Source organism: Mariniluteicoccus flavus, from assembly GCF_054776655.1.
Genome location: NZ_BAAHBN010000008.1, coordinates 102,304 through 116,503 on the forward strand (window position 1 = coordinate 102,304; position 14,200 = coordinate 116,503).

The window sequence follows — 14,200 nt, forward strand, 5'->3', positions numbered from 1 at the left end:
CGAACCTAGCGGGCCCCCAGGCGACCCCCGGTTCGCGGGGTGCCCGCCGTCCACAGCGTCCTCGCGCCGGCCCGCTCGACGATGACCACAATGCCAGCGGATCCGCCCCCCACCGCGGCGATCGGGATGCCGTCCGGCCCGACGGTCTCGACACCACCACCGACCCACCGCATACGCCCGTCCCGCGCAACCACGACGCCCGGACCGTCACCGACGACCGCCAACACGACGGTGTCCGGGTCGACGGTGACCCGGGGGCAGCTCGACCCGCTCGGCAGAATGCGACGCGGCTGCGGCGCCCACGCGCCAGAGCGCCGCCTGCCCGGCGGCCACGCCTCCGATCCAGCACGCGTCCACCCCGCAGGCGACCGAATCGGCCCTACCGGCCCCTCGGACGGGAGCAGAAGGCGGCGTACTGGCTCGTCGCGGCGCGGCCACACCCAGGCCACCGGGACCCGATGCGGGGTCTCGCCGAGCTCGATCGACTCCCCCGCGACGACGACCAGGGAACCCGCGGCCCCGGCCGCCCGCGCGCCCCGCTGCGAGCTCGGCGACGACGCGAGCTCGGTCCCCTCCGACGGCATCCGCTCCCACGTGTCACCGCGGGCCTGCCAGAGGGCGATGTCCATGCCATTCGCGCCGGCCCAGCCGCCGGCCACCAGGGTCCCGTCGGGCGTGGCGACCTGCGCGACCATCGTACCCGCCTCGTGCCCGCCGAAGACCCAGAACACCTGCTCGTGTTCCACGACGCGATCCGCATCGCCCGACCAGACCGTCCAGCGGATGTTGCCGTGGGCCCCTCCGAGGAGATCGATGCGCCCACCGGGACCGGCGGCCACGGCGACGACGTCCGCGACCCGGCCGTACGGAGTGGCGGGTTCCAGCGGTACGGGTCGCCCACGCCCGGCCTCCAGGACGAAGAGAGCAGGCGCGGGTTCGGCCGGCGCGACCGCGTCCGGCGAAGGACGGGGACCGGCCTGCCCCCGACCAGTACGCGGCCACCGGCCGCGGCGAGGGCCACGGGGCGGACACCCCCGAGGTCGACCTCACGCCAGTGGACGGGCCGGCCCGCGAGGAGGCCCGACGACGCACCCACCACGAGCGCCGCCACGAGCCATCGTCGGCCCGACCCCATGTCGGCACCGTACTCGTCGCGAGGCTTCGACTCGCCGGCGCTCGCCCAGCCGGCGTGACGGGTGGTTGAATCCTCGGGACCGAGGGGGAGCATGAGCGACGAACACCTGTGGGCGCCGGGCGCCACGCCCGATCGTGTCGCACCCGCACACGACCGACTGCCTCCCCGCGCGACCGGCCGCCGCAGCGGCGGCGCTCTGCCGCCACCCCCACACCCGACACCCGAACAACGAGCCGGCTCCACCGCCGCCCCCGGCGACACCCCCCAGCGCCCCCGCCTCGCCTCGGTCCGGCGTACCCTCGCCGCCCAGCCCCTCAGCGCCTGGGTCGTCGCGGCCCTCACCTTCCTCGCGTACGCCCTGCTCTCCACCCAGCAGTGGCGCCGCTTCGAGTCGCCGTCCTACGACCTCGGCATCTTCACCCAGCTCCTCCAGCGGTACGCCGCGTTCCAGGCGCCGATCGTGACCGTCAAGGGCCCCACCTACAACCTGCTCGGCGACCACTTCCACCCGCTGCTCGCCGTGCTGGCGCCGATCTACGCCGCGTTCCCGAGCGCCTACACGCTGCTGATGCTGCAGGCGCTCCTCCTCGCCGCGTCCGCGTTCTTCGTCGCCAAGACCGCCCACGAGCACCTCGGCCGCGGCGCGGGCTGGCTGATGGGGCTCGCGTACGCGTTCTCGTGGGGCGTCCAGCAGGCGGCCAACGTGCAGTTCCACGAGGTCGCGCTGGGGGCCCCGATCCTCGCGATCAGCCTGTGGCTGCTGCTGCGCCAGTCATGGACGGCGGCGGCGATCTGGGGCGGGCTGCTGGTGTTCGTGAAGGAGGACCTGTGTCTCACCGTGGTCGTGCTGGGCCTGGTGCTGATGTGGCGGTCGCGCCGCCTCGTCCTGGGATCAGCCCTCGCGCTGTGGGGCCTGGTCTGGACCGTCCTGACGTTCAAGGTGATCCTGCCGGGCCTGAACCCTGACGGACAGTATGACCACGGCGAGAGCCTCAAGATCTCCACCGTCCTGGCCGATCCCGTCGGCGTCATCGGCGGCATCCTCACCACCGAGAAGAAGATGGCCACGCTCCTGCTGCTGTGCGTGTGCGTGATGTTCCTGCTGCTCCGCAGCGAGATCGCGCTGCTCGTCCTCCCGACCCTCGCCTGGCGTTTCCTGTCGGCGAACGAGGGCCACTGGGGCCAGACGTGGCACTACTCGCTGATGCTCATGCCCACCGCGTACGCGGCCGCGATCGACGCCTGCGTACGCCTCCGCGCGTCCCGGTGGGCGCCGCTGCGCGGCTGGGGTCTGCATGGGCCGGCGATGGCGCTGGCGGTGACGATCGCCCTGTTCAATCAGATGCCGCTGTGGCAGCTGCGTGACCCGGCCCGCTGGGAGCTCAACCGGCGCCACGCCGCCGCGCGTGCCGCGGTCGACCTCGTCGGCAAGGACGCGATCATCGCCTCCGACGTGTCGCTGATGAACCAGCTGGTGGCGCGCGGGCACGTCTACTACATCGGCAACAAGGGCAATCCCGTCGCCGACTGGATCGTCATCGACAACGTCGCCGGCGGCTGGAACATGAAGGTCGACGGAGCCCAGTACGCGTCCCAGATCCACCCCGGTACGCGGTGGCAGACGGTGTTGGACGCGGAGGGATATCAGGTGGTGCGCCGGGTGGGCTGACGCTCCCCACCCGGCCCCCAGATCACGCGTGGACGAGTCGTTTCGGCAGCATCCGCGCGAACTTCTCCGGCGACATCGTCCGCTCCCGCATCACCGCGCCCACGCTCGCGACCAGCGCCACGACCAGCCACAGCAGTGACATGCCCACCGCCCCCGTCACGCCGGGCGCGTCCGTGATGATCGCCCGCACCCCGTTGAGGACCGGCGTCAGCGGCAGGATCGGCGTGATCGCGTCGAAGAACCACGGCACCGCCGAGATGATCCCGGCCGCCGCCGTGAGCGTGACCATCACGATCGAGATGATGCGCCCCGCTCCGCCGAACCACGCCACGAGCGCGTGGTTCACGGCCACGAACACCGCGCCGCCGAGCAGCAGCAGCGCCAGCACCGAGAGGGTCTTGAACAGCGACAGCCCGAGCACCATCTGGCCGATGACCGTCAGCGCCAGCGCCTGCACCGCGGCGATCGCCAGGCCCGGCGCGATCGACCGCGCCGCGAGCCACCAGGTCGGCCGGGACGACGTCAGCGCGCGCGACGACACGGCCTGCACGACGAGATAGGTCGCGAGCGCGCCCAGCCAGAGCGCGAGCACCATCACCAGCGACGTCGACGCCGCCTCGGGGATCAGGTCACCCGCGCCGCCCCGGGCCACCGGCTCCGCGACGACCTTCTTCAGCGCCTGGCGGTCGGCCTCCGAATAGGTCGGGATCTGCGTGGCGCCCTTGGCCAGCCCGTCGGCCATCTCCTTCTGGCCCTTCGCCAGCTCCTTGCCGCCGTCGGCCGCCTTGCCGAGGCCGTCGGCGAGCTCACCCGTGCCGTCGGCCAGCTTCTGGCCGCCGTCGGCGAGCTGGTTCATGCCGGTCGCGAGCTCCCGCGTACCCACCGCGGTCTGGCTGACGCCGTCGGTGTACGCCTTCACGCCGGTCGCGTAGGTCTGCGTACCCGTCGCGAGCTGACGGGCGCCGGTAGCCGACTGGGCGATGCCGCCGACGAGCGCCGGCATCCCGTCGGCCAGCTTGTCGGAACCGTCGGCCAGCTGCTTGGCGCCGCCGACGAGCTCGGGGACGCGGGCGTTGCCGGCCTCGACCTGGGAGGCGAACTGGTCGATGCCGCCCAACAGGGCCTGGCCGCCCGGCTTGAGCTGGCGGATCTTCTGGGCCTCCTTCAGCAGCGTCGGCAGCTGCGGCAACATCGTGCGCGTCTGGTCGATCGCCTTCGTCAGCTCGGGATCGTTGGCGAACCCCTGCGCCCACTCCACCGGCGACCGGTTGCCGGTCTGCGGCGACCGGGTGGTCAGCAGTGCCTGCGTCTGCGCCCACTGTGCACAGACCTGCGCCTGCTGCTGCGGCGTCACCCCCTCGATCTTCGGGCAGGGCGCCTGCGTGGCCTTCTCGAGCTGGGCGGCGTACGCCTTGGCCTGGCTCTGGGCGCGGGCGAGTTCGGCCGAGGCGGCCTGCAGCTGCTCGGGCGTGATGCGCCCCTCGATCTGCTGCAGCGCGTCCAGGGCCGGCTCCATGCCGGTGACGAGCTGGTCGACGCCCGCGACATACTGCGCGACGCCGGGGCGCAGCTGCGTACGCAGGGCCACCGGGATCTGCTGCATGCCGTTGCCGAGGGCCTCGACGCCGGTCGCGACACCCGCGGCGCCGTCGGCCATCGCCCGCGTCTGGGCGGGCAGGTCCTTGGTCTGGGTGGCCATTGTCTCGAGGCCGGTGGCGAGCTTGCCCGTGCCCGTGGCGAGTTCCTGGGCGCCCGAGGCCAGTGGCGCCCCGCCCGCCGCCAGCTTGTCCATGCCGTCGGCGAGCTCGCCGGTGCCGTCCGCGGTCTTGCGGACGCCGTCCGCGTACGACTGCGTGCCGGTCGCCAGCTCGCGCGATCCCGTGGCCGACTGGACGAGGCCGTCCGAGAGCTGGGTCGTGCCGTCGGAGAGCTTGCGGGCGCCGTCGGCGACGGTCTGGAACTGCTTGCCCATGTCGTTGAAGCCGATGTAGATGTTGTCGAGATAGCTCTCGGTCAGCATGCGGTTCACCGTCGACGCGGCGGTGTCGGCGATGATGCGGGCGACGGCGGCGTCGGCGATGCCGGTCACCTTCGACGTCTCGACGTTGATGGTGGCCTTCTGGGCCGCCTGGGGCGTGCCGGAGAAGGACGTCGCGTTCTTCGAGAACTCCTTGGGGATGGTCACGACGGCGGCATACCGACCGGACTCGAGCCCCTGCTTCGCGTGTTTCGCGTCCGCGAGCGTCCACTTCATGTTGTCGTCGCGGCGCTCGACGAGCCCGGCCGACAGCTGGCGGCCCAGCGGGATCGTCTGGCCGTTGACCTCGACCATCTGGTCGAGGTTGACGACGGCGGCCTCCACCCGGTGGAGGCGGTCGGCCGCCCCCCAGGTCGCCCCGAGGAACCCGAGGCTGACGAGGATCGGCACGAGCAGGACCCCGACGAGGGTCCACCACTTCACGGGGCGGTCGTGGTTGGCGCGTTCGAGGCTGAACATCACAGCTCCTGACTCAGGTGGTTCGAGGTCGTGACGAGGTCGTGGTCGTGGTGGCGATCGGGTTGCGGGGTCGGGCGCGGCTCGCCGACGTGGAGCTCGTACGCCCCCGCCGGCAGCAGGTCGGCGACGACGTGGGCCTCACCGACGCCGAGGACCACGGCTGGCGGCGTGACGCCCTCGGGCGGCTGGCGCACCGCGTGGGCGAGCTCGGCGATGGCCGCGCGCTCGTCGTGGCTCGGCACGGCGTCGGCGCCGTCGATGACGACGAGGTCGATGCGCGGGTCGGACAGGGCGCGGTCGAGCTCCTCGCGGATCGACGCGTGGGCCTCGACGCCGTCGCGGTGGAGGCAGTCGACCAGGGCGACGCGGCCGCGTACGCTCGCGGCCTGCTCGGGCAGCACCTGACCCGCGATCTTCGCCTTGCCCGTGGTGCCGGTCAGGCGGCCGGCGAGGCCGAGCAGCAGCGGCGTACGCCGGACCACCGGCCCCTCGACGACGAGGACGTCGCCGGGGAGCAGGCGGATGTCGACCGGCGCGGTGAGGTCGCCGGACGGGTTGTCGTGGGTCGGGTGGGCGCGTACGCCGAAGTCCTCGACCGCGACGACGTGGGGGTCGTCGGGGGCGGGCCAGTCGCGCAGGTCGAGCATGTGGGCGAGCGCCTCGCCCTCGACGTCGAAGCTCGGCAGGCGGCGGTCGAGCCACTTCGGCAGCCACCAGGCTTTGTCGCCGAGGAGGGCGAGGACGGCGGGGACCAGGGTCATGCGGACGATGAAGGCGTCGACGGCCACGCCGACCGCGAGGCCGAACGCGATGGCCTTGATGGGCCCCTGGCCCTCGGGGACGAAGAACGCGAAGACCGCGATCATGATGAGGGCGGCCGCGACGACGACGGGCGCCGACCCGATGAAGCCGCGGTGGACGGCCTCCTTGGCGGACGCACCGTGGACGTACTCCTCGCGCATGCGGGACACCAGGAACACCTCGTAGTCCATCGCGAGGCCGAAGAGGATGCCCATCAGCAGGATCGGATAGAACGAGATCACGGCCATGGGCTTCTCGAGGTGGACGAGGTCGTTGAACCAGCCGTGGGTGAACACGAGCGCGGTCGCGCCGAACGAGGCGGCGACCGAGAGCAGATAGCCCACCGTCGCCTTGATCGGCACCGCGATCGACCGGAACACCATGGTCAGCAGCACCAGCGAGAGGCCGACGACGAAGATGCCGAACGGGATCAGGGCGCGGGCCAGCTGGTCGGAGATGTCGATCTGCACCGCGGTCATGCCGGTGACGTTGGTGTCGACGCCGTAGCGGTCCTTCCACTCCGGGGCCCTGGCGATGAGCGCGGCGACGAGTTCCTTGGTGCGCTCGTCGTCGGGGGCCGTGGTCGGCACGACCTGCATGAAGCCGGTGTCGGCGTTGCGGTTCGGGGTCGACATCGGCACCGACTGGACGCCCGGCACCTTCTCGACCTCCTTCTTGAGGTCGTCCATGAGCTTCAGCGGATCGTTCGAGCCGATGATCTCGGCGGTCACGATGAGCGGGCCGTTGTAGCCGGGCCCGAACTTCTCGGCGATCAGGTCATAGGTGACGCGGTCGGGAGCCCCCGCGGTGTGCTGTCCCGAGTTGGGCAGCGACAGCCGCAGGTCGGTCGCGGGGATCGCCAGCGCGCCGAGCCCCAGCACGACCAGGGCGATGGTAAGGGCGGGGACCTTGGTGACGATGCGTACCCACCGGCCGGACGGGCCGCGCGCGGCCTTCGCGCGGACGGCCGCCTCCTGCTCGGCGGTGTATTCCTCGCCCGGCTTCGGGGCCTTCTTCGGACGCAGCTTCTCGCCCGCGAAGCCCATCAGGGCGGGCAGGAGCGTCAGCGCGATGACGACGGCGAAGGCGACGGCGACCGAGGCGAAGACGCCCATGACGGTGAGGAACGGGATGTTGGCGAGGCCCAGGCCCATCAGGGCGATGATGACCGTCAGGCCGGCGAAGATGACGGCCGAGCCGGCGGTCGCGACGGCGCGGGCGGTGGACTCCTCCACCTCCATGCCGTGGCTGAGCTGCTCGCGGTGGCGGGACAGGATGAACAGGGCATAGTCGATGCCGACCGCGAGCCCCAGCATCACCGCCAGCATCGGCGTCGTCGAGCTGATCGACGCCAGCCCGGTGGCGCCGAACATGATGGCGACCGAGACGCCGACGCCCCAGATCGCGGTGATCAGCGGCATGCCGGCGGCGACGACCGAGCCCAGGGTCACGATGAGGACGATGAAGGCGACGATCACGCCGAGCCCCTCCGTCGCGGTCATCTTCGGGATCTCGACCGAGAACGCGTCACCGCCCATCGACACTTTCGTGCCGGACGGGAGCGTCTTCTCGATGTCGGCGGCGGCCTTCGTCAGCGTCGCGCGCTGGGCGTCGGTGACGTCGGTGGAGGCCACGTCCAACATGACGTTGGCCATCGCGGCGGTGCGGTCGGGGTTGATCATGCCCTTGACCATCGGGTCGAAGGGCGACGTCGCGGTGCCGACCCAGGGGTGGGCGGCGTCGAGGTCCTTGAGCCCCTTCTCGAGCGGCTCGCGCAGCTCGGGGGCGTCGACCGACTGGCCTGGAGCGGCCACGACAAGCATCGAGGCACGGGTGCCGGCGACTTCCGGGAAGGTCTGGTAGAGCTGCGTCAGCGCCTCCTGCGAGCGGGCGCCGGGGATCTCGAACTCGTCGGAGAACTTGCCGTGGATCACCGCGGCGACACCGCCGAGGACGATCATGGCGGCCAACCACGCGGCGAGGGCGCGGCCGCGGTTGCGGAAGCACCAGCGGCCGAGGCCGTAGAGATAGCTGGACAAGCGCGGGATCCCGTCGTTCGATACAGATGCGTATTCGATGCACAAATGTATCCGATACACTTCTGTACGCAAACCGCGAAAGGATGCTTGGATGACCACCATGGCCGAACCCCCGATCACCGCCCGGCGCGAGAAGACGCGCCAGCGGCTAATGTCGGCGGCGGAGTCGGTCATCGCCGAGAAGGGTTTCGCCGCCGCGAGCGTCGAGGAGATCTGCGAGCGGGCCGACTTCACGCGCGGCGCGTTCTATTCGAACTTCGCCACCAAGGAAGACCTGGCCTTCGCGCTGATGCGGGCCCACGCCGACGCCCAGATGGCAGCCGCCGAGGCCGCGATCGCCCAGGCGACGACGACGCCGGCCGACGACGACTCGCTCGAGGACCTCATCGACCGCGCGGTCAACACCTTCGTCGCCTCCCAGCCTGACGGGCGCGACCAGATCCTGCTGCAGGCCGAACTCCGGCTCCACGCCGTCCGCCACGCCGAGTTCCGGGAGGCGTACGCGGGCTTCTCCTGCGAGATGACCGACCTGTTCGCCGCGACCATCGACGGAACCCTGCGTACGCGGGGCTTCGCGCTCGCCATCCCCGCCGACCGAGCCGTGACGCTGCTCCACGGGGTGCAGGAGTTCGCCAGCATGGACGCTCTGCTCGGCGGCGCGACCGACATGGGCGACAAGCTCAAGACGGTGCTGCGCACGCTGGTGCGGCCGGCCTGACCCCTCCCCTCGGAGTCAGCAGCAGCCCTCCCCGCTCGTCGCCGAGCCGAGGAACGCGCGCACGGTCTCCAACACGTCCGGCACCACCGCATAGTGGGCCCAGCGCCCGCGCTGCTCGCGCGTGATCACGCCCGCGACCACCAGCTTCTTGAGGTGGTGGCTGAGCGTGGGCTGGCTGATGCCGAGCTGGTCGGGCAGGTGACAGGCGCAGACCGTGCCGCCGTCGGCGGCAGCGAGGTGACCGACCAGGCGTACGCGGGTGGGGTCACCGAGGGACTTGAACACCGCGGCGAGACAGGCGGCGCGGTCGGCCGGCATCAACGCGGTGGCGCCCGCCGCACAGCACTCGCTGAGGACGGGCGGTTCAGTGGCTGTCATGACCGGAGCCTAACGCCCACATTGACAATCATCAATGCATTGGCGGAAGATTCAGGCGATGCGCGAACGATCTCCGAGCGAGCGCCAGCGAGACGAGGAGCCCATGACCACCACCACCACCGAGCCCGAGGCCCCTGTCGCCCAGCGCCTGTCCACCCTCGACCGGTTCCTGCCCGTGTGGATCCTCGGCGCGATGATCCTCGGCCTGCTGCTCGGGCGGCTCGTCCCCGGCCTCGGCCGCGCACTCTCGGCCGTCGAGCTCGACGGTGTCTCCCTGCCGATCGCGATCGGGCTGCTGGTGATGATGTATCCGGTGCTCGCGAAGGTCCGCTATGACCGACTCGACACCGTGACCGGCGACCGCCGGCTCCTCGCGGCCTCGCTCGTGCTCAACTGGGTCCTCGGCCCCGCCCTGATGTTCGCGCTCGCGTGGCTGTTTCTGGCCGACCTGCCCGAATACCGCACCGGGCTGATCATCGTCGGCCTCGCCCGCTGCATCGCGATGGTGATCATCTGGAACGACCTGGCCTGCGGTGACCGGGAGGCCGCGGCCGTGCTGGTGGCCCTCAACTCGGTGTTCCAGGTCATCGCCTTCGCCGGCCTCGGCTGGTTCTATCTCAGCGTGCTGCCGGGCTGGCTGGGCCTCGAGACCGCCGGGCTGGAGGCGTCGCCATGGCAGATCGCGAAGTCGGTGCTGATCTTCCTCGGCGTCCCCCTGCTCGCGGGCTTCCTGTCGCGCCGCGTGGGCGAGAAGCGGTGGGGACGCGAGGCGTACGAGGAGAAGTTCCTGCCCCGCGTGGGGCCGTGGGCGCTCTATGGGCTCCTGTTCACCATCGTGGTGCTGTTCGCCCTGCAGGGCCACCAGGTCACCTCACACCCCCTCGACGTCGCCCGCATCGCCCTGCCCCTGCTGGTCTATTTCGCCGTGATGTGGGGCGGCGGCTATGCGGTGGGACGCGCGCTGCGCATGACGTACGCGCGCACTACCACCCTCGCCTTCACCGCCGCCGGCAACAACTTCGAGCTCGCGATCGCCGTGGCGATCGCCACGTTCGGCATGGCGTCGGGCCAGGCGCTGGCCGGGGTCGTCGGTCCGTTGATCGAGGTGCCGGTGCTGGTCGGGCTGGTCTATGTGTCGCTGTGGCTGCGGCGGAGGTTCAACCACGCCTGACCCGGCGTACGCCATGACCATGTCACGGCCGTTTGGGGACATCTGTCACCCGTCCCGGCCCGAATCGCGGGCCAGAGTGGAACCATGTCCACGCACGCCGTTCCCGCCCCGTCACCCACTCCCCTCGCCCGCGTCGGGTGGGGCGCCCACCTGGCCCTGCGCCTCGGGGTCGCCTTCATGCTGTTCGTCTATGGCTGGACGAAGGTCTTCACGATGCAGATGGGGCGGTCCGACTTCGGCGACGCGCTGATCAACCACGGCGAGATGAGCCCGATGGGCCTGCTGTGGCGCTGGATGGGGTTCTCACCCGCCGTGCAGGTGATCGCCGGCGCCGCCGAGGTCGCCGCCGCGGGCCTGCTGCTGTGGCGCCGCACCGCCCTGGTCGGCGCCCTGCTCGGCGCGGCCGACATGGCGGTCGTGTTCGGGTTCAACCTCGCGTACGACGTGCCGGTGAAGCAGTTGTCCCTGATGCTCACGCTGGGCTGCGTGATCATCGCCCTCCCGTACGCCCCGCGCCTCGTCCGCGCACTGTTCACCCGTGGCCCCGTCGCGGCCGGGCCGCTGCCGACCCTCGTCGACGGGCGCGCCGGCCGGGTGACGAACGTCCTGGGGCTGCTGACCGCGCTCGCCCTCACCGTCGCCAGCGGCGTGGTGTTCTGGTCGGTGATGGGGTCGAAGCGCCCCACCGAGGTGCACGGCCCGCTCGTCGGCGTCCACCGCGTCGCCCGCGACAGCGCCGCCCCGGCGCCGCAGCTCGCCGACGACGCCCGCTGGCAGCACATCGCGTTCGGCCAGTGGAAGAACCGAAACGGCGCCCGCGTGACCGTCCGGCAGGCGAACGGCGACCTGCGGGTCGGCACCTATCGGGTGACGTCGCCCGACAGGGTCACGATCGCGCTCCAGCCGGTGCTGCGCGGCGACGCGAAGCTGAACCAGAAGCCCACCGACACCCTCGAGCTGCGGTTCGCCCACACCCCCGACGGCGTACGCCTGGTCGGCGCGGGCCAGGACCTCGTCATCACTCCCGACCACGAGCGCCGCTATCTGTTCGACCGCCGCTTCTCCTGGGGCGGGCGCGGGCCGGTCAACCGGTGAGCGGGCTGTTCGGGACGGTCAGCTCGACCACTGGCCGTTGTAGAACGTGGCCGCCCACCAGATGCCGACGCCGATCGACGTCACCACCCACGCGATGAGGGCCAGGCCCTTCACCGTGCGCGTCGCCACGCCGTCGGGCCGCCAGCGGATCAGTTCGGCCGCGATCAGCCACACCGGGAACCACAGCAGCACCGCGCGGTTGACCGAGAACAGCCAGTAGGACGTGGCGAACGCGAGCACCTGCACCGCCACCCACGCCGCCTCGGCCCAGGCGCGGCGCGCGAACAGCCAGCCCGTCGCGACCAGGCCGACGATCATCGAGATGACCTCGAACCGGAAGACGATCGCCCAGCCGGGGTGGTCGGCGTACCCGCCCGGGACGATGACGGGCACCGTGTTCATGACCGACTGCCACGGCCAGGTCCAGCCGCGCGACCAACCGGCCTGCTGGGCCTCGTTCCACGCGTTCCACGAGCCGGTGAGGCCGTGGAGATAGACCATGTAGGCCCCGATGACCGCCACCGGCAGCACCAGCCAGACGCCGCGGCGGAGCCACCCCTTGAGGCGGGACTCGCCGTCATGGACCGGCCACGTCAGCACCATGACCGCGAGCGCGAACACCAGGAACAGGCCCGAAACGCGGATGGACGCGGCCCCGGCCGCGCACAGCCCCGCGATGGCCCACCGGTCCTGGCGCGCCCACACCCACGCCCAGAACGCGAACGCGCAGAACAGCGCCTCGGTGTAGGGCACGAACGTGAACACCATCGTCGGCGCGACTAACCACAGCGCGGCGGCCCAGAATCCGCCGAGGCGATAGAGGGCGGCGGCCGCGACCAGCGAGGCCACCATCGAGACGACGATGCCGCCGGCGACCGCGGGGATGCCGACGGCCTTGAAGCCCGCCAGGAGCAGCGGGAGGCCGGGGAAGAACGCCATGCGCTTCGGATCGGCCAGATAGCCGTGCTCGGCGATGCCGACGAAGTGGGCGACGTCCCAGTTCGAGAACGCCTGCGCGAACGTCTTGTCGGTCGAGGTCGCGACCACATAGATCGCGACCCCCACCAGCAGCAGCCGGCTCGCCAGCCAGACCCCGCCGACCCACCACAGTCCGCGGCGGTCGGGGCTGGTCCGCCCGGGGCTGGTCAGTTCGGGGCGGGCAAGGTCGGCCCGGAACCCCGGGAGCAGTACGCCGGGTCGCGGCGCCCGCGGGACGACGCGCAGCGCGCCGCCGAGCCAGGCCAGCGTACGGCGGCGGAACCGCGTGAACCAGGGGGCGTCCGGGGCGCCGTCGAGGGTGCCGCCCGACGGATCGTCGACGTACGCGCCCCCGGGCGTCGCGGTCGCGCGGACCACGTCGCGCTGGGGACGGAGCACGTCGCGCACGACCATCGCCGAGACGTACGCCTCCGTCGCCAACCGCAGCACCGTCGCGGCCCAGAACAGCTTGTCGGGGCCCTCGTCGCCCGGCTTCAGGTATTGGCCCAGGTGGCCCCAGATGGCCATGAAGTAGAGCCACTCGCCGATCGTCCAGATGATCCAGTCGCGCCACCGCGGCCGGCACAGGGCGAGGAAGGGCAGGGCCCACAGGACATATTGCGGCGAATAGACCTTGTTGGTCAGCAGGAACGCCATCAGCACCAGGAACATGACCTGCCCGATGCGCGGCCGCTGGGGGGCGAGCAGGATGAGTACGCCGACCAGCAGGCACCCCAGCAGGAACAGCCCCGTCGACCACACGTTCAGGTCGGGCATGGGGGTCTGGTTGAGCACCCCCAGATACCAGATCGAGCCGAAGTCGCCCTCGCGGTCGGCGTTGAAGGTCCAGAAGAGCTTCCACTCCTCCGGCGCGCCGATCATGACCGGCAGGTTGGTCGCCACCCAGGCGATCAGGAAGCCGCCGAGCGTCGCGAAGAAGTCCTTCATGCGACGCCCGCGCAGGCACAACAGCAACAGGGGGCCGAGCAGGAACCCCGCGTACAGCTTCGCGGCCATCGACAGGCCCAGGGCGATGCCGGCCAGGGCGGGGCGCTTGCGCGCCCAGAACATGACGCCGAGGGCCGTCAACGCGACCGGAAGCATGTCCCAGTTGATGAGGCCGGTGAGCAGCACCGACGGGGAGGCGACGAACATCAGCACGTCCCACTCGCGCCCCAGCGAGCCGCGGACGTGGGACCACAGCGCCACGAGGAACAGGGCGAACAGCAGGACGGCGTTGACCGCCATGAAGGTGTTCGACGCGTCGACCAGCTGCTGGGCGTCGAGGCCCGGGCCGACGGGGGCTCCGAGCCACGCGGTGATGCGCCGGGCCAGCTCCATGAGATAGCCCGTGCCGACCGGATATTCCAGGACCTGATAGGGGCCGGTGTCGAAATAGGGGGTGTTGCCGTCGGCGAGGCCGCGGCCCGCGTACAGGGGGACGATGTCGGTGTAGCACTGCCACGCGAAGACGTCGGGGGCCTTGTCCCACTTCTCCTGCCGGCACGGCACCCACCGCAGCCAGGCGAGCACCCACATCGCGGTGCCCACCGCGTACGCGACCACGAGCGGGGTCGCCCAGCGGCGCGGTGTCGGCCGGGCGTGACGCCCGGGCAGGCCACCGATCGCTCGGCTGACGAGTCGGACGAACGGCTCCGCCGTCGCCTGCTGGCTCGTGTCGCGTGTCACCTGATCCGGCCCCCTTTCTGCGGGGCCAGC

At 71.4% G+C, this 14,200-nt stretch carries 9 protein-coding genes; 4 read left to right on the forward strand and 5 right to left on the reverse strand.

What is annotated here, in order from left to right; translation table 11 throughout:
• Positions 1-5: 5 nt before the first annotated feature.
• Positions 6-839: a hypothetical protein gene (locus tag ACYVAG_RS13460; protein WP_460770438.1), complete on the reverse strand. Its 834-nt coding sequence runs from the start codon at positions 837-839 to the stop codon at positions 6-8.
• 387 nt (positions 840-1,226) lie between these two features.
• On the opposite strand from ACYVAG_RS13460, the gene ACYVAG_RS13465 reads away from it, so the two are divergent.
• Entirely contained in the window at positions 1,227-2,804 is a 1,578-nt protein-coding gene (locus tag ACYVAG_RS13465; RefSeq protein WP_460770439.1) for a DUF2079 domain-containing protein, read from the forward strand.
• A gap of 22 nt (positions 2,805-2,826) precedes the next feature.
• Here the strand turns inward: ACYVAG_RS13465 and ACYVAG_RS13470 are convergent, their stop codons facing one another.
• Both ACYVAG_RS13470 and ACYVAG_RS13475 read right to left on the reverse strand, forming a co-directional pair.
• Positions 2,827-5,301, reverse strand: a complete 2,475-nt coding sequence (locus ACYVAG_RS13470; RefSeq protein ID WP_460770442.1) for a YhgE/Pip domain-containing protein — start codon at positions 5,299-5,301, stop codon at positions 2,827-2,829.
• Positions 5,301-8,141 (reverse strand): MMPL family transporter, encoded by a 2,841-nt coding sequence (locus ACYVAG_RS13475; protein ID WP_460770444.1) that lies wholly within the window; start codon positions 8,139-8,141, stop codon positions 5,301-5,303. Before ACYVAG_RS13475 ends, ACYVAG_RS13470 begins: the two co-directional genes overlap by 1 nt.
• 91 nt (positions 8,142-8,232) lie before the next feature.
• Here ACYVAG_RS13475 and ACYVAG_RS13480 point away from each other — a divergent pair, with 91 nt between their 5' ends.
• Complete coding sequence (locus tag ACYVAG_RS13480; protein WP_460770446.1) at positions 8,233-8,859, forward strand: TetR/AcrR family transcriptional regulator; 627 nt, start codon at positions 8,233-8,235, stop codon at positions 8,857-8,859.
• A gap of 15 nt (positions 8,860-8,874) precedes the next feature.
• Here the strand turns inward: ACYVAG_RS13480 and ACYVAG_RS13485 are convergent, their stop codons facing one another.
• The gene (locus tag ACYVAG_RS13485; protein ID WP_460770448.1) at positions 8,875-9,237 is read right to left on the reverse strand and encodes an ArsR/SmtB family transcription factor; all 363 of its coding nucleotides are present in this window, start codon (positions 9,235-9,237) and stop codon (positions 8,875-8,877) included.
• A 103-nt stretch (positions 9,238-9,340) separates the two neighbouring features.
• Between ACYVAG_RS13485 and arsB the strand changes: the two genes are divergently transcribed.
• Both arsB and ACYVAG_RS13495 read left to right on the forward strand, forming a co-directional pair.
• Positions 9,341-10,408 carry an ACR3 family arsenite efflux transporter gene (arsB, locus tag ACYVAG_RS13490; RefSeq protein WP_460770450.1) on the forward strand — a complete coding sequence of 356 codons (1,068 nt, stop codon included), beginning with the start codon at positions 9,341-9,343 and terminating at the stop codon, positions 10,406-10,408.
• A gap of 84 nt (positions 10,409-10,492) precedes the next feature.
• Complete coding sequence (locus ACYVAG_RS13495; protein WP_460770452.1) at positions 10,493-11,503, forward strand: hypothetical protein; 1,011 nt, start codon at positions 10,493-10,495, stop codon at positions 11,501-11,503.
• Positions 11,504-11,521: 18 nt separating this feature from the next.
• Here ACYVAG_RS13495 and ACYVAG_RS13500 read toward each other — a convergent pair whose 3' ends face one another.
• Positions 11,522-14,170 carry a glycosyltransferase 87 family protein gene (locus ACYVAG_RS13500; protein WP_460770454.1) on the reverse strand — a complete coding sequence of 883 codons (2,649 nt, stop codon included), beginning with the start codon at positions 14,168-14,170 and terminating at the stop codon, positions 11,522-11,524.
• Between the last annotated feature and the right edge of the window lie 30 nt (positions 14,171-14,200).